The sequence below is a fragment of the Flavobacterium album genome, from assembly GCF_003096035.1.
In the GTDB taxonomy this organism is placed as follows: Bacteria; Bacteroidota; Bacteroidia; order Flavobacteriales; family Flavobacteriaceae; genus Flavobacterium; species Flavobacterium album.
Genome location: NZ_CP029186.1, coordinates 859929 through 877341 on the forward strand (window position 1 = coordinate 859929; position 17413 = coordinate 877341).

The 17413-nt window shown below is 45.3% G+C and carries 14 protein-coding genes; all 14 read right to left on the minus strand.

The window, feature by feature from the left end; translation table 11 throughout:
* Nucleotides 1-7: 7 nt before the first annotated feature.
* The 14 genes from HYN59_RS03785 to uvrC all read right to left on the minus strand — a co-directional run bounded on the left by HYN59_RS03785 (nt 8) and on the right by uvrC (nt 17367).
* Complete coding sequence (locus HYN59_RS03785) at nt 8-1168, minus strand: efflux RND transporter periplasmic adaptor subunit (RefSeq protein ID WP_108776996.1); 1161 nt, start codon at nt 1166-1168, stop codon at nt 8-10.
* A gap of 29 nt (nt 1169-1197) precedes the next feature.
* On the minus strand, nt 1198-1695 hold the full coding sequence (locus HYN59_RS03790) for a GbsR/MarR family transcriptional regulator (protein ID WP_108776997.1): 498 nt from the start codon (nt 1693-1695) through the stop codon (nt 1198-1200).
* A 220-nt stretch (nt 1696-1915) separates the two neighbouring features.
* Nucleotides 1916-2290, minus strand: coding sequence for a septal ring lytic transglycosylase RlpA family protein (locus tag HYN59_RS03795; protein WP_108776998.1), 375 nt, complete (start codon nt 2288-2290; stop codon nt 1916-1918).
* 6 nt (nt 2291-2296) lie between these two features.
* On the minus strand, nt 2297-2779 hold the full coding sequence (locus HYN59_RS03800; RefSeq protein ID WP_108776999.1) for a septal ring lytic transglycosylase RlpA family protein: 483 nt from the start codon (nt 2777-2779) through the stop codon (nt 2297-2299).
* A gap of 78 nt (nt 2780-2857) precedes the next feature.
* The gene (locus HYN59_RS03805; protein WP_108777000.1) at nt 2858-3298 is read right to left on the minus strand and encodes a hypothetical protein; all 441 of its coding nucleotides are present in this window, start codon (nt 3296-3298) and stop codon (nt 2858-2860) included.
* Nucleotides 3299-3502: 204 nt separating this feature from the next.
* Nucleotides 3503-5143, minus strand: a complete 1641-nt coding sequence (pgi, locus tag HYN59_RS03810; RefSeq protein WP_108777001.1) for a glucose-6-phosphate isomerase — start codon at nt 5141-5143, stop codon at nt 3503-3505.
* A 6-nt stretch (nt 5144-5149) separates the two neighbouring features.
* A complete protein-coding gene (locus tag HYN59_RS03815; protein ID WP_108777002.1) occupies nt 5150-6388 on the minus strand; it encodes a peptidoglycan DD-metalloendopeptidase family protein in 1239 nt (412 codons plus the stop codon).
* A gap of 20 nt (nt 6389-6408) precedes the next feature.
* On the minus strand, nt 6409-7341 hold the full coding sequence (locus HYN59_RS03820; RefSeq protein ID WP_108777003.1) for a tryptophan 2,3-dioxygenase family protein: 933 nt from the start codon (nt 7339-7341) through the stop codon (nt 6409-6411).
* 8 nt (nt 7342-7349) lie between these two features.
* Nucleotides 7350-8114, minus strand: a complete 765-nt coding sequence (locus HYN59_RS03825; protein WP_108779633.1) for a DUF3108 domain-containing protein — start codon at nt 8112-8114, stop codon at nt 7350-7352.
* Between the two features lie 302 nt (nt 8115-8416).
* On the minus strand, nt 8417-9577 hold the full coding sequence (gene hppD / locus HYN59_RS03830) for a 4-hydroxyphenylpyruvate dioxygenase (RefSeq protein ID WP_108777004.1): 1161 nt from the start codon (nt 9575-9577) through the stop codon (nt 8417-8419).
* A 264-nt stretch (nt 9578-9841) separates the two neighbouring features.
* Nucleotides 9842-10999 carry a homogentisate 1,2-dioxygenase gene (locus tag HYN59_RS03835; protein ID WP_108777005.1) on the minus strand — a complete coding sequence of 386 codons (1158 nt, stop codon included), beginning with the start codon at nt 10997-10999 and terminating at the stop codon, nt 9842-9844.
* A 363-nt stretch (nt 11000-11362) separates the two neighbouring features.
* The gene (locus HYN59_RS03840; protein ID WP_108777006.1) at nt 11363-12838 is read right to left on the minus strand and encodes an APC family permease; all 1476 of its coding nucleotides are present in this window, start codon (nt 12836-12838) and stop codon (nt 11363-11365) included.
* A gap of 370 nt (nt 12839-13208) precedes the next feature.
* Complete coding sequence (locus HYN59_RS03845) at nt 13209-15413, minus strand: patatin-like phospholipase family protein (RefSeq protein WP_108777007.1); 2205 nt, start codon at nt 15411-15413, stop codon at nt 13209-13211.
* A gap of 157 nt (nt 15414-15570) precedes the next feature.
* A complete protein-coding gene (gene uvrC / locus HYN59_RS03850; protein ID WP_108777008.1) occupies nt 15571-17367 on the minus strand; it encodes an excinuclease ABC subunit UvrC in 1797 nt (598 codons plus the stop codon).
* Nucleotides 17368-17413: the final 46 nt, after the last annotated feature.

The window sequence follows — 17413 nt, forward strand, 5'->3', positions numbered from 1 at the left end:
TGTTTAATTACTTTGTAACAGTTGTTGTTTTGGTTTGTGTTTTTGTCACTGCCGTGGTATCGGCAGGTGTAGCGGGTGCTTGCTCTTTCGCCTTCGGCTGTGGTACAATGGCCATGCCGTCTTTCAGCTTGGACGCGCCTTCTACTACTATTACCTCGCCTTCTTCAAGGCCTTCACTCACGATGTAGTTGAGCCCTGAGGTTGTAGCAATAGTCAGGATTTTCGATTTTACGGTGTTGTCTTTAGCAACCACATAAATCATCTGCTTGCCCTGCATATCGAACACAGCATTTTGCGGCACGAGTATAACGCCTTTTTTCGCGATCGGGATACGGATTGTACCTTTGCTGCCACTCCTCAATATTGCCTGCGGGTTCGGGAAATCGGCCCTGAACTGCGTGTTGCCGGTCGCGGCATCGGCCAGCCCGCTTACTGCCTCAAGCTTTCCTTTTTCCTCATATTCGCTGCCATCGGCCAATAAGAGGCTTACCATTGGCGTGTTCTTTAATTTTTCCTGCAATGTGCCGCCTTTAAATTCCCTGCTGAAATCGATAAGCTGCTTTTCATTCATCGAGAAATAAGCCCTCATTCCTTTAGTGTCCGACACCGTGGTGAGCGGCATCTCGCTGGTAGCACTCACAAGGCTGCCTTCCTTATACGGAAGCGTACCGATAACGCCATTTGCCGGCGATGTAATGGTTCCGTAACCGATGTTGGCGGCTATGCTGCTGTATGCCGCTTTCGCCTGGGCCAGTTTTGCCTTGGCTGTTTCCAGCTGAACGTTGGATATGATCTTGCGGTCAACCAATGGTTTCAGCCTGTCTACCTCTACCTGCGCGGCGCTCACATTGGCTTTTGCGGCAGCGGCATCCTGGTTCAGCGTTTGGGTTTCCAGCTTAAAAAGGAGCTGGCCTTTTTTGACCGCCTGCCCTTCGTCCACATAAATTTTCTGGATAAACCCGTTTACTTTCGGGCGTATCTCTACATTTTGCCGGCCTTCAAGGTTGGCTGTATATTCTTCAAATATTACGGCATCCTGCTTAGCAACAGTCTCTACCGGGAATGGCATTGGCGGCGGGGCGGCCATGGCTGCCTGCTCTTCTTTTTTGCCGCAGGAAGTTGCTATAAATAAGGCGGCTAATGCGCCTGCTAAAACTTGCTTTTTCATTTTGTATCTGTTTGTTTTCCGATTGATGATTATTGATTACTGGCTTTACTTTTCTCTATTTCCTTAAATTTATTGATGGTGCTCGTCAGGAGTTCTTCCATTTGCAGTACATGTTCTTTATAGGCCCTTGTTTTTTCGAGGTCGCCTTTTTCGGCAATGCAAACAGCGGTCTTTTCGCGGTAGGCCAGCATCCTGTCGAGAATGATCTTTTCAAACTCAATCATCTTCATGTAGTTGCTGAACCTTTCGCTGAACGGCGATGGCTTAAAATATTTTTTCCGGTCGCCCGGCAGGGTGTAGTAGGTAATTTTTCCAAGCTTTAGCAGCAGGTTCAGGTTTGTAGAAACGGAGCTTTTACTGGCTCCCATGCGCTCTACAAGGTCTTCAAAGGTCATCCCGGTACTGCAACAATCCAATATTACAGTTGCGAAAATCCTCGCGCCAAGCGGCGGCATGTTGTGGAAATTTTCAAAATGAATCCCAAACATCTCTATCAACTCTTCCTTCTCCTTCTTTATGTCTGACATGTTCTTTAAATTTTTGCCAAAGATAAAACTTAGTTCGTTACAAACCGAACTAAACGAACTAAAGTTTGCGTTAAAGATTTGTTAAGGAAAATGGAGGGGTTTCGATGACTAAATATTTAAATCAATAATAGCTAAACTAGATTTCTCCTTCGTCGAAATGGAACAACATACTATTCCATTTCGACGAAGGAGAAATCTCTATATTAATATCCGGAATAAACTACTTCGCTACCTCAATAGACACCTTAATCTCGCCGTGGTTCTTATTGTCGGTGATTTCCATGAAGGCTTTTTTGGTAAGGTCAATGTCTTTTCCGGCTGAGAAGGGGCCGCGATCGTTAACCGTTACTATAACTGATTTGCCATTGGCTAAATTAGTCACCTTTACTTTGGTGCCAAAAGCAAGTTTTTTGTGGGCTGCGGTATATTTGCTGTTGCTAAAGGTATCGCCATTTGCGGTTTTCTTTCCATTAAACTTATCGGCATAGTAACAGGCAATAGCTTTTTTATCATACGATGTAAAAGCACCTTTCGATGAAGAACAGCCTAATGCAATGATTGCGAATAAAAGAAGTGCAACGGCTTTTTTAACCATAGAAGATTATTTTTTGCCGATGATCTCCATTTTTACCTTAAAGCTGCCACTTCCTTTATTGGAAGCAATTTCCATAAAGGCGGCCTTGGTAAGGTCAATCTCAAGTTTTTTGCTGTAAGGGCCACGGTCGTTTACCTTTACATCAACAGATTTGCCGTTGGATTCGTTGGTTACGCGCACCATAGTTCCGAAAGGAAGCTTCATATGGGCCGCAGTATAATTTTTGTTGTGGAAACGCTCGCCGCTGCTTGTTTTTTTACCGTTGAATTTATCGGCATAGTAGGTAGCCAGGGCGCTTTTTTTGTAGAGGGTTAGCTTTGGGGCTTCAGGTTTTTCAGCAATTGGTAGTGCAACCTCTGTAGTATCTGCCTTAGTGATGGCAGCAATTGTTTTTACATTCTCTTTTTTGGCAACGGGGGTAAATGTTGCAAAGCCAGTTATTATTACAAATAATAAAGCGGCACTAAAAATAAGACTACTATTCTTCATAATAATTTATTTAGGTCCTTTCATTAAACAAATAACATGCCATGGATTAAAAAAGCCCCTGAGGGCCTGGAAGTTAGCTTAACCTAACCATTGATCGTACGGTATCCTGCTTAAAAGCAAAATCAATCCTATAGCATATAAATATCCGATATTCTTAAATTTTTTGCCGGCATCACCGGTCCTTTTGTGTTTTGACCATCCTATTGTGATAAGGGTGATGGCTATCAAATTTACAAGCGGGTGCTCTACAAGCAGCAAACGCAGGTGACTGTCTTTCATTACTGCTCCCATGCCTGCGGCCTTAGCGGCTTCCATTGCAGGGGAAACAAAAATCAATACCAATCCCAAAACAAACTGTACGTGCGTAAAGATCAGGGCGATCATAGATATCTGCCTGTCTTTCGGCAGGAAAGCCCTCTTAGAAGCAAGGCCCATAAAGGCATTTAAAACTGCTATGAAAAGCAACCCTAACACTGCAAAAGCCCAATAGGAATGAAGCTCTAAAACACCCTGGTACATAGTTTTTCTGATTTTTAGGAAAGGCAAATATAACACATTACGTACGAAATCCAAGCCAAAAAAACCTGTTAATTAGTTGTTAACGGTAGTTTAGAGGCTGTATAAGAACGAATTATACTTAAAAATTTAATGACCGGGTTCAAACAAAAACCCCACGGTTTACAGTGAACCGCGGGGTTTTTTAAATGGTATGTGGGTGGTAAATTACTTGCCCAAAAAAGTTTTCAACAACAGGGTTGTAGAACCGTCATGCTGCTTTACTTCGCCTGTATTTATTTCGTCAAGAATAGAATTTGCCAGCTGCTTGCCCAGCTCTACACCCCACTGGTCGTAGCTGAAAATATTCCAGATCACGCCCTGCACGAATATCTTGTGCTCGTATAGCGCCACGAGGGAGCCAAGCGTTTCCGGTGTAAGCTTTTTGATCAATAAAGTATTGGTTGGCTTGTTGCCTGCGAATACTTTAAACGGCAGTAAATAATCGGCTTTTTCGCCGGTTACACCCTGCTTGTCGAATTCTGCTTTTACCTGCGCTTCGGTCTTGCCGTTGAGCAAGGCTTCGGTTTGTGCAAAGAAGTTGGACATCAGTTTATCGTGATGGTCTTTATTGCCATGAAGCGGCTCGATAAAGCCAATGAAATCGGTCGGGATAAGCTTCGTTCCCTGGTGGATCAGCTGGAAGAATGCGTGCTGCGAGTTAGTTCCCGGCTCGCCCCAGATGATGGTGCCTGTCTGGTAATTTACCGGGTTGCCATCACGGCCAACGCTTTTGCCGTTGCTTTCCATGATACCCTGCTGCAGGTATGGCGCCAGCTTTTGCAAATATTGCGTATACGGTATCAGCGCCTCGCTTTCGGCACCAAATAAGTTGTTGTACCAGATACTCAGCAAGGCCAGTACAACCGGAATGTTTTTATCGAATTCAGCGGTGCGGAAATGCTCATCCATATCATGCGCGCCTTTCAGGAGGCCGTCGAAATTATCATAGCCTACTGCCAATGCGATGGTAAGACCAACGGCACTCCACAACGAGAAACGTCCGCCAACCCAGTCCCACATTGGGAAAATGTTATTTTCGTCGATGCCAAATTGCGTCACTTTTTGGATATTGGTCGATACGGCCACAAAATGCTTTGCTACATCTTCCTGCTTTGCCGTAGTAAGGAACCATTCCCTTGCAGTTTCGGCATTGGTTAGGGTTTCCTGTGTAGTGAAAGTTTTAGATGCAATGACAAACAGCGTTGTTTCCGGATTAAGACCTTTAAGGCTTTCCATCACGTGGTCGCCGTCTACATTCGATATAAAACGAACATTAAGGTGGTTCTTGTAGAATTTCAATGATTCCACTACCATAGCCGGGCCAAGGTCGGACCCGCCGATACCTATATTAACCACATCGGTAAATGCTTTGCCCGTATAGCCTTTTTTGCTTCCGCTAATGATGGCATCGCAAAACTGCTTTATTTTATTTTTTACCGAATAGATCTCGGGCATTACATTAACGCCATCAACCTTTACGGATGCATTTTCAGGCGCCCTGAGGGCCGTATGCAGTACTGCCCTGCCTTCGGTACGGTTTATGGCATCGCCGCCAAAATAGCTTTCTATAGCGCCTGTCAGGCCAACTTCCTTTGCCAGGGACTGAAGCAGGCTTAAGGTTTTATCGTTTACGATGTTCTTTGAGTAATCTACAAGGAAGTCGTTCCATTTAATGTGGAATTTTTCTGCCCTGCTGTTGTCGGTGGCAAACATTTCCTTCATCGATGCATATTGCATTTCAGAAAAGTGTTCACGCAATCCCTGCCATGCGGCGGTACCGGACGGATTGATATTTTGTAGTGCCATGTGAATTTATTGTTTGAATTTGATGTTCGAAATACTGTCAAGCTCTTTTTTAAGCGGTGTCATGTAGGCGATAAACCGTGGTTTATGCTTTGCCGACATCGGTTCGGAACTTGGAAGCTTTTGCCTTAGCGCGTCTACCTGTACGCCATTTTTCCAGAAACGGTAGCATACGTGCGGGCCGGTTGCCAGGCCGGTACTGCCTACCAGGCCAATAATATCGCCCTGACTTACGCGCTGCCCCTGGCGCACCTTTATTTTAGACATGTGCAGGTATTGGGTAGAATAGGTTCCGTTGTGCCTCACTTTAACAAAATTGCCGTTACCCGATGTATACCCAGTGCGCTCTACAACGCCATTAGCTGTTGTCATGATGGGCGTACCCTGCGGGGCGGCATAGTCGGTACCGTTGTGGGCTTTCCATTGCTGCTGTACGGGGTGGAAACGCCTTGGGGAAAAACGGGAAGTTATATGGCTGAATTTCAATGGCGCTTTCAGGAACATGCTTTTCAGCACTTTGCCTTCTTCGTCATAATAATCGGACCGCTTTGAATTTTCATCCTGCTTAAAAGGGAAGGCGTATATTTTTTTGCCTTTATATTCAAAATAAGAGGCTTCTATGCTTTCGATGCCGGCATATTCGGTTCCGTCGATATATTTTTCGTTTACAGCAACGGCAAACTTATCGCCTTTCTGTATCTTAAAGAAGTCGATGCTCCAGGCATATATCTCAGAGAGTTCGTGTGCCAGCGCGGGGCTTGCGCCTGCTTCAGCGAGCGTTTCGGCCAGTGAGCCCTCAATTTCTGCCGCAATTACCCTTCGTTTTATGGTTACCGGCTTTACCGTTTTGTAGGCTTTGGCAATAGAATCGCGGAGGTCGACCACATAATAGCTCAGGTTATCAGGCTGGTATATAAAAACCTGCAGCTTATTGGGCGCATGTTTTTGCTTAAGCATGGTAAAAGGCTTGCCTACGCGGATATTGCGGAGGTCGAAAGAGTCCTTGATTGCTTCGGTAACCTTGTGCACCTGCGCCGCGTCATACCCCTCATCGCCCAAAAGCTTCCCAAAAGTATCGCCATTCTCAATAGTATCGTGCACTACTTTAAAATCGTTAAGGGTAAAGCCAAATTCTTTCGTAATGACTTCTTTCTTAACAATGGCCGGCTTTGTTTTTTCGGTTTTATCCTCTTCTTTTTTACAGGCAATCAGCGTTAACAGTACCAGTATGGCGCTTAAATACTTCAATGGTCTTCTCCTTTATTCAGTTATACATTTTCCCCCCATGACTTCAGCTCTTCTTCACTCCAAAGCTCAGGGAAAAATATCCTTCTTTGGTATTTGGGATGCATGTACTTCTTCCAGTCGCTCCCGCCCGTAGCCTCCTGCGGCCCGGAAACGCTCTCTATATATTTTTTTGCTGTATTCAGGTGGCCCATTACCCAGGTAACATTTACCGTGTAGTCGTAATGGCGCATCGCTTTTATCAGCATCGAATCTTTTTGTGCATCTTCCGGCAGCTGCCTGAATTTTTTCCAGATGTTGATGGTATTGTATTCTTCCATAAAGCGGAGGAACTCGCCTTTATATTTCCGTTCGAATTCGGCCAGGAGGAAGCTTTTCTCACCGGTCTTATAGTCTTTCCCGGCTGCCTGCCAATACAGGTGCTCGAAAGCATGCTCATAGGGCGTATTACGGTCTATAGTAGCGCGGAAACGGTAATCTATAAGATTAATAAGGTCGGTACTGGCAAATTCGATAAGGCGGTATTGTGCGCTCTGGAATCCGCTGGCCGGTGTGAGGGTATTGCGGAACTTCATGTACTGCTCTACCTGCATGCCATCGCCCATGATATCGAATGAGGTGGTAAGCATATCGAAATAGCGGCTGATGCGCATCAGCTTTTCTGTAAAAAAAGAAGTGGAAGGAGCTTCGTTGTGGCAAAGCTGCTCCACTTCCCATAATATCATTTTAAACAACAGCTCATTGATCTGGTGGTACATGATAAACACCATCTCATCAGGCAGTGTTGTGCGCTGTATCTGCAAATTGAGCAGCGCGTCGGTATTTATATAATCCCAATACGTAATAGGCTTAGACCACAGCAGCCCTTCAAGGTGCGTTTCGGTCTTTTGGTTTATCGCCTGAAATTTTTTATCAATTTCATTCAGTGTGTCCAGTATTGGGGTTGTTAGCTCCATTGCTTATTTTACTTTTTTGCTGTGAACGGGTGGGCAAGCCCTCTGTATGAGTCAAGGTCTGCTTTTAATGACCCCACCGCCAGGCTCGCCTTAATCCTTAACGGCACTTTATTTTCGTCGTCTGAAACCCAGACAGTTAAACTCTCTTCTTCCTTAAATACACGGCCTGCCTGTACAAGTGGCCTGAATATCATTGTGGAAACGGTTCCAAATTTAGTTTTTAAATTTTCCCTGCCAATGAATTTCAGCTTAAATTTTATCACCTCATCGTCAAAAAACATATCAAGCGATATTGATTCGCCTACTTTCAGCTTATCGATATTCGGGTGGTTCCTTAGGTAGTAAAACGCCGATACCACATCCTGCACATTTTCTGTAACCGAATAGGTCTTCTCGTTCTTGGCTTTATAATCCTTTACCGTCACCGTGTTATTTGACTGCTGGAAAAAAGATTCCTGGTGCTTTGTATATCCGCCCTCGTCAATTTTCCTAAGCGCCTGGTAGGGCTTACCGGTAGCTTTATCAAAGTAGCTTTCGTAATTATCCTGTACCTTGAAGAAAAACTTTGTCATCCCGGTGGTGTACCCGTTCCCTACAACGTGGTGGATCTTCTTATTGTTCCTTACTGCCTCCTTAACCTCAAGGGTGGCATACCCGGCATTTACGACACCATAATGTATTCGGAACTTAAAATATTCCCCCGTCGTAAAGGCTCCTTGTGAAAAAGCATTGCAGGCAGAAAGAAGCAAGATCATTGCTATCAATTTTCTCATAGTAATTTTTTTTGTTTTTTGTGGATACACCCATAAATGCAATTTCTGTTCCAAAAATACTAAACAAAAAAACCCAGTCAAAATAATGACCGGGTTTTTATGCTATTAACCAACCAAAAAACTATAAATTATGAAAAATTTACTTTACAAATCCGAAGGCCTATGAACTCCTCCTTTTTGCGAGTGCAAAGGTATGTGTTTTTTGAAGAATTATTTCTTAAAATTCAACTTTAACACGTTTTGTTTAAAAAACAACCTTTTGATTGGTCTAAAATTATATATCTTTCAAAAAAAAGAGATTTTTATAACGTTCCTCTTAATGCCTGTTCGCGTTCTATGCTCTCAAACAGCGCTTTAAAGTTTCCGGCGCCAAATCCGCGGGCACCCATACGCTGAATTATTTCATAAAAAAGCGTTGGCCTGTCCTCTACCGGTTTTGTGAATATCTGCAACAGGTAGCCTTCCTCATCGGCATCGATCATGATACCCAGTTGCTCCAGTACTGCCATGTCTTCCTTCATCATGCCCATGTGCTTTCCAAGGCGTTCCGGTATGGCTTCATAATAAGCATGCGGCGGACGTGAAAGGAACTCTACCCCCCTCGACTTCAGGTCGGATACCGTTGTGATGATATCATCGGTAGCGATAGCTATGTGCTGAACGCCCGGGCCGCCGTAAAAATCAAGGTATTCCTCGATCTGCGACCTTTTCTTTCCTTCAGCCGGCTCGTTGATCGGGAACTTGATCCTTCCGTTGCCATTGGACATCACCTTACTCATCAGCGCAGAATATTCAGTATTGATCTGCTTGTCGTCAAAAGAAAGGAAGTTCACAAAGCCCATAACATCCTCATACCATTTTACCCAGGTATTCATCTCGTTCCAGCCTACGTTGCCCACCATGTGGTCTACATACTTAAGGCCGGTCGGTGCAGGGTTATAGTCGCTCTTCCATTCGCGGTAACCCGGAAGGAAAACGCCATTGTAGTTTTTGCGCTCTACAAACATGTGTACTGTTTCACCATAGGTATAGATACCGGCACGCACCACTTCGCCAAATTCGTCTTTCTCAACAGTCGGCTCCATGAATACCTTTGCTCCGCGTTTCGTGGTCTCTTCAAACGACTGGCGGGCATCTTCCACCCAAAGAGCTACTACCTTCACACCATCACCATGCTTTACAATATGGTCATTTAGCGGAGAATCGGCAGTAAGGGGCGTAGTAAGCACGATGCGGATTTTGTCCTGCACCAGCACATACGAAGCGCGGTCCTTCAGGCCTGTTTCCAAACCGGCATACGCCAGGGACTGGTAGCCAAAGGCTGTTTTATAATAATGCGCTGCCTGTTTTGCATTACCCACAATGAATTCTACATAATCCGTACCCATCAGCGGAAGGAAATCCTGCGCGCCTTCAAATATCTTCTCGAGTCCGTACTCGACACTTTTAACTTCTTTTTCCATTTAGTTTATGTTTTTATTAACTGACAAGGAGTCAGTTATAGCCTCAACCCTACCCTTCTCGGGAATTGGGATGTGAAAATTGTTGTTGTTTATTTTGTTTATTTTCCTCTCCCCTGCCCTCTCCAAAGGAGAGGGAGCTGGGATGGATATTGAGAACGCTATTATAATAACCTATTTATACTGACTGTATGACCAGGTAATTAAGCTTCCGGCAAGAGTGTTACGCTCCGTCACCCTCTCCTTTGGAGAGGGCCGGGGAGAGGACTACTCCACCCAGGATTTATAGTACTGTCCGTCATCAAGGCCCATGGCTTCTTCTGTCACCATCAGCGGTCGGAAGGTATCTACCATTACGGCCAGCTCTTCCGTCACAGTCTTACCGATGCTTCGCTCCATAGCGCCCGGTGCAGGCCCGTGCGGGATGCCTTTAGGGTGCAGCGTGATGTGGCCCTGCTCTATGTTATTGCGGCTCATGAAGTCGCCGTCCACATAGTACAGTACCTCATCGCTGTCGATGTTGCTGTGGTTGTAAGGCGCCGGTATGGCTTTCGGGTGGTAATCGTACAGCCTTGGGCAGAAGGAGCACACTACAAAAGTAGAAGTCTCAAATGTCTGGTGTACCGGAGGCGGCTGGTGTACGCGGCCTGTTATCGGCTCAAAATTATGGATGCTGAAACCATAAGGGAAGTTATAGCCGTCCCATCCTACAACGTCAAACGGGTGCGTAGCATATACTACCTCATGCATCATACCTTCTTTCTTTATCTTAATAAGGAATTCGCCCTTTTCATCGTGCGTTTCCAACTCGGTAGGCAATTTAAAATCCCTTTCGCAGAAAGGTGAATGCTCAAGGTGCTGGCCGCTGCTGTTTTTATAGCGCTTTGGCGTATAAAAAGGTGCAATAGATTCTACATAGAACAGGCGGTTATCCTCGGTTTCGAACTCGATCTGGTAGATCATGCCCCGCGGAATGATCAGGTAGTCACCGTATTCAAAAGGAATGTTGCCCATAAAGGTGCGGAGCGTGCCTTTCCCTTTGTGGATGAAGAGCATTTCGTCGGCATCGGCATTTTTATAAAAGTACTCCCTTAATGATTTGCGTGGCGCCGCCAGCCCGATGATGCAGTCGCGGTTTACCAGCATGGCCTTGCGGCTGTCAAGAAAATCGTCCTGTGGCTTCAGCTCAAAGCCTTTGAAGAGGAGTGACTTAATATTCTTGTCTATGGCAATTTTTGGCTCAACAGAGTATGATTTGAGTATTTCCTTTACCTGTGTCGGCCGGTGCACATGGTACAGCAGCGATGAATGGCCGTGAAAGCCCTCTGTACCGAACAGCTGCTCGTAATAGAGGCCCCCATCCGGCTTCTCAAACTGTACATGGCGTTTTTGGGGAAAGTCCCCCAGTTTATGATATATAGGCATATTTGAAATGTATTAATATTAAACAATAGTCCGATACATAACACTATTGCCTCATTCCGGATTTCTCTTAATGAGGTATTTTAAATATCCTAATAAACCGGCCCATTGCGTGTTCATATTACAAATATCGGAAAAATTTGGTTTTTTGGCTGTTAATTATGAAAAAATGTCGGAGGTCCGAAGTCGGAGGTCGGATGCCTGTGTGTTCAGCACCTTCCGGCAGGACATCTACTATAAAAACGATTTTTTTCGACATCCAACCCATAACTTCGGACATCGGGCTTCGGACATCTTATACAGGACAAAAAAAATCCCGATGAATCTGAATCATCGGGACTTAAGGTGTGTTTGTTTGTTATAAACTTATTCGTTCGGGTTAAACGGGGTTTTTCCCAGCTTACTGTTGCGCTTACCGTAAGAGAAATATACCAGTATCCCGACTACCAGCCATGAAAGAGATAGCAGCTGTGCGTCGATGCTCAGGTTGATCATCAGGTAAGTATTGATTGCGATGCCGCAAATAGCAATTACCGGTAGTGCAGGGACTTTAAAAGTACGTTCCAGCTGTGGCTGTTTTACCCTTAATATCCATACCGCGATACAAACCATGGTAAAGGCGAACAGCGTGCCGAAGCTTGTCATATCGGCCAGCTTGCTTATCGGGGTAAAGGCCGCCACGATAGATATGAAAGTACCTAATATGATAAGGTTCCTCTTAGGTGTACCCGAAATAGGGTGGATCTTAGAGAACACCGGCGGGATCAGCCCGTCTTTAGACATCCCGAGGAAAATCCTCGACTGGCCCATAATCATTACCATCAGTACGGATATAAGGCCGACAGTTGCAGCGATAGTGATAATATAACCTGCCCAGGCCTGCCCTGCGATATCGAATGCGTAAGCTACAGGAGCTTTGATAGCTTCAGGATAAGCGCCTTTAGGATCGAAGTCCTGGTAATTCATCATACCGGTAAGCACCAGCGAAACCATGATGTACAATGCTGTACAAGCAAGGAGTGATACAATGATGGCAAAAGGGATATCTTTCTTAGGGTTGATCGCTTCACCTGCCTGGGTAGAAACTGCATCAAAGCCTACGTATGCAAAAAATATTGCCGCCGCCCCTGAAATCACACCGCCTATACCGTAAGCTTCATGCGGTTTATTATCCACCATAATCGTTTTAGCATCAGGAATAAACGGAGTCCAGTTTTCGGCATTGATAAAGAAAAGACCGGCTACAATTACAAATATTACCGCCGAAACTTTAAGTATTACTATAAAGTTATTGGCTTTTGCAGCGCCTGATGTACCTCTTGTTAGGATACCTATTACAAACAATACTATAAGGAATGCAGGTAGATTCATCGAAAAACCTTCGCCTGTATAGCTTGATGGGTCGGTGGTGAGGTAATCGGGAAGCGTTATGCCAAACATGTGGAGCATCTTATTGAAATAACCGGACCAGGAAACGGCAACGGTCATAGAACCCATGGCGTATTCCAGGATAAGCCCCCAGCCTATGATCCAGGCAAATACTTCGCCGATGGTTCCGTAGGCATACGCATACGCTGACCCTTCAACCGGTAGTATTGAGGAAAATTCGGAATAGCAAAGCGCCGCAAATATACAGGCAATACCCGCAATTACGAATGACAATGCTAATGCCGGGCCTGCATGATTAAAGGCCCCGGTACCGGTGAGCACGAAAATACCGCCCCCGATGATCGCCCCAATACCTATAGCGGTTAAGCTCCATTTACCAAGAACTCGTTTTAACTCACTCTTTTTCATATCTGCCTCAAAGGCAGAAACGGGTTTAACTCTCCACTTAGACATATAGTTTTATTTTATTTAAGTTCCCAAATATAGGGCTTTTAATAAAATTATGAAGTTTTTAACAGAAAAGGTTTCTTTTTAGGGTGGATTTGGTTATTTGGAGATTTGGTTATTTGTTCCTGTGAACTAATCAAAAAATGTCATTCTACAGTGTGTTTTTATTTATTTCACGCAAAGGCGCAAAGCCGCTAAGACTCATGCCAAATTGAGGTGATTAAAAGCCGCAAAACATTGCAATGCAATGTTAGGGATCTCAACTTTGCGTGAAATAAAATTAATCTGCGTGCAAATAAAATTGATTCAACTATAACTCCAGATAACCAAACCTGCCTGCGGTAGGCAGGTCCACAAATAACCAAATAAACAGAAATTAAAACCAAAAGCCAACGCTTACCCACGTAAAGTGCTTGTGGGTATCAGGCGACCAGCTGTGCTTGATCTCGAGCGGGCCGATGATGGTTTCCATGCCATAGCCAGCGGCATAACCACTATATTGCGGCCAGGAGAACAGGTTACCGCCCTCATAAAGGTCTTCGCCTACATTGGCATAATTGGCAGAAATATTGAGGTGGTTTTTCTTTAAAAACTCATAATCGAGCGTTGCGCAGCCTTTTATGTAGCTGTTGCCGGAAATACTGAGAAAGTCATAGCCATAAAACTGGCGGAAGCTGTTGGTCATATAATACCCATAGCCCCCGAGCATGAAATCGAATGTAGGCACGTGGTTTTCGCCCAGCTGAAAACCTGTTTCAGACTGTAATTCCAGTGTCAGCTTGTTGGCAAGTGTTTTAGCCGTACCAATTTCTCCCTTGATAAGGGTAAAGCGGTTAAAATCGCCAGTGTAGTTGGATGAGTATACAAAACCTTTGGCTTCTCCCGAAAAGAACCATCCTTCGTTGGGAAAAAAGCGGTTATCATAAGAATCGAACTTCAGGTAGCCGTACAGCGAAAGATAGTCGCTGTTGTCGAAAACCGGCTCAATGCCCTGTATCGTCTCCGATTTTATCTTGACATGCTTATATTCAGCGCCCCCGCCCAGCATGAACCGCTGCGCGAATATTGTTTGCAGGTACACCTGGTTGGTCCAGTCGGAATAATCCACATTGACCGAGTGCGCCCCGAGTAGGTCAAAAAGGTTACCCACAGCATAATCCGGCGTTATATTGCGGTTGAAACCGTAAAAATGCGAATGCAGGCCGTAACTTATATAAAAGCCGTTGTCGATATAGTAGTCGAGGTTGTAGCGGAAATTGTCCCCCAGGATGACATCGAGCGAAGCCACATCGTTGCGCCGTATCAGGTTCTTTTGTGTAATGTTTACGAGGATGGCGCTCTTGTACAGCCCGTCATAATGTAGCCCGAACTTCAGGTATCGGTCAACAGGGTTTTCGGTCAGTTTCAGGTTAAGTACTTCGCCTTTGCTGCCCTTGTCAAAACAATAGGATATCCCGGTAAAGTTCTGCGTAGCGTTAAGGTTGCTGATGCCGTTGTTGAAAATGTCGTATGTTATTTTGTTCCCCGGCTTAAAGCTCAGCTTGCCTATCACATAGGAACGGGTGTAGTTATTAAGCCCGGCTATCCGTATCTGCTCTACGTATAAGGAATCCTGTATCGGTACCCTGGGCTTTTCAATGTGATGGCCCACGCCCAGCGCCTGTAGTGTGGTGAGTATTTTTTCGCCTGCTTCTTCCCCTTTTTTAATAATATCAATACCATCTTCGAACGATACTACTGAGAAACCCGAAATGTCCGGTTTTATATAAATATCGGTCAGCTTTCGCTTGCCCTCCATCTTCTGGATCATCTGGTAGTTGTTTATCTGTACCAGCACACCCGTCGCGCCCTTGATCTGGTCGCGGGTTTTCAGCGGGTCCTGCACATCGACGCCAATAATAATATCGGCGCCCATCCGCCTGACTTCTTCAACAGGATAATTATTGCTAACACCGCCATCAATAAGCAGCCTTCCCTTTATCTCTACCGGGGCATATAAGGACGGGAACGCACCGCTGGCCAGCATGGCATCGGGCAGCACGCCATGACGCAGCACGACCTCTTCACCCGTTTCTATATCAGTTGCTATGCAAACGAAAGGTATCGGGAGGCTGTCGAAATCGCGGATGTGGCGCACATGGTCCGTGAGCCTGTTGACTGTGGTATAGTTATAAAGCCCTTTGGACAATGCTGTGGGGAAACCAATATGAAATTTCTGGAAAGGTAAGCTCAGGGCATAAAGCTCGTCGTTGCGCTTTTCGAAAAAGTTCTTGGATCCCCGGGGGGTATAGTCGCGCAACAGTGCATCGGGATCCAGGTTCCTGAAGATTGAATCGAGCTCATTAGCCGAATAGCCTGCTGCATACAGCCCGCCTACTATAGCGCCCATGCTCGTGCCGCCAATATAGGATACCTCCACGCCTGCTTCTTCGAGCACCTTTAGCACACCAATGTGGGCAAGCCCTTTCGCACCGCCGCCGCTAAGCACCACGCCTATTTTGGGTTTGTCCTTCTTCTTCTCCTGCCCCATAACGGAGCCGAAAACAAGCGTGCATAACAGCAGGAGAAAAAATTTATTCATTAGTAAAAAATTGTTTAACCACATAGGCACATAGCATTACTACATCTGTAAAGGCAACATAATTCCGCATAGCTGAAGCGTAGCTTCAGTCTTTGTGGACTACATTAAAAATCTTTCCATCCTAAAAATCTATGTATCTATGTTGTTAAAATAATTGTTATTTTGTATTTGCCTTATAAAACTCCGTAATCTTTTTGGCCTTACTCGGGCCTACCACTTTGGCGATCTCTTCTTCGGGTGCTGCCGTAAGCCGCTTTACCGACTTGAAATGCTGTATCAGCGTTACCATGGTCTTCTCGCCTATCCCGGGAATAGTTTCCATTGAGGTTTTCAGCGCGCCTTTGCTGCGCTTATCGCGGTGGAAGGTGATCCCGAAACGGTGCGCCTCGTTGCGCAGGTGCTGTATGATCTTGAGCGTCTCGCTTTTTTTGTCCAGATAGAGCGGTACCGAGTCGCCGGGATAGAAAATCTCTTCCAGCCTTTTTGCAATGCCTAATATAGTAATTTTCCCACGCAGCCCCAACTCATCCAGGCTTTTTAACGCGGATGACAGCTGCCCTTTGCCTCCATCAATGATGATGAGCTGCGGCAACGGCTCATTCTCGTCTAAAAGCCTCCTGTAACGACGGAATACCACCTCTTCCATCGAGGCAAAGTCGTTAGGCCCCTCCACCGTTTTTATATTGAAATGGCGATAGTCTTTTTTGCTTGGCTTGCCGTCTTTAAAAACAACGCATGCCGCAACCGGATTAGTGCCCTGTATGTTGGAGTTATCGAAACACTCGATATGGCGCGGCTCTTCGGGCAGGCGCAGGTCTTTCTTCATCTGGGCCATGATGCGGGTGGTATGCCTGTCAGGGTCGACTATCTTTATCTGCTTCAGCTGGTCAAGGCGGAAATAGCGTGCATTACGCTCGCTCATGTCGAGTATCATTTTTTTGTCGCCCAATTTTGGAACTGTTACATTTACACCTTCGCCCAGTTCAAGCGGGAACGGCGCCAGTATTTCTTTCGAGCGAAGGTGGAAACGCTCGCGGAGTTCCACAACGGCCAGTTCGAGCAGCTCTTCATCCGGCTCGTCCAGCTTTTTCTTTATTTCCATGGTATGCGAACGAATGATCGCGCCATGTGATACCTGTATAAAGTTCACATAGGCCATGCTTTCATCGGAAATAATGGAAAACACATCGAGGTTCGATATTTTCGGGTTGAAAACCGTACTCCGTGCCTGGTAATTTTCCAGAATATCCATTTTGTCCTTTATGCGCTGTGCCTCTTCAAAACGCATTTCAATTGCAAATTCCTGCATCCGCTTTTTGAAGTCCTTCAGGCTTTCCTTGAAGTTTCCTTTCAATATTTCGCGGATGGCATCTACGTGGTGCTGGTATACATTAAACGGCTCATGCCCTTCGCACGGGCCTTTGCAGTTGCCCAAATGGTATTCAAGGCAGACTTTATATTTGCCTGATTTTATGTTGTGTTCGCTAAGGTCGTAGTTGCAGGTGCGAAGTGGATATAGCTCCTTGATAAGATCGAGCAATGTATGTACCACCTTAAACGTAGTGTAGGGCCCAAAATATTCCGAACCGTCCTTGATTATCTTACGTGTTGAGAATATCCTTGGGAACGGCTCTTTTTTGATACAGATCCATGGGTAGGTCTTGTCGTCCTTCAGCAATACATTATAGCGTGGCTGCAGTTTTTTTATAAAGTTATTTTCCAGCAGCAGGGCCTCGCTCTCGGTAAGGACCACAATGTGCTTAATGTTGACGATCTTGCGCACCATCACATTGATCCTGCCGGTGTCGTGGGTCTTATTGAAGTAGGACATCACCCTTTTTTTCAGGTTCTTTGCCTTGCCCACATACAGCAGCTTATCGTCTTTATCAAAATACTGGTACACCCCGGGGCTGTCGGGTAACGTTTGTATTTGTAATTCTAAAGGGGTATGCATACTACAAAGGTAAAAACAAATTCATCATCCTGACGACAAAAACGAA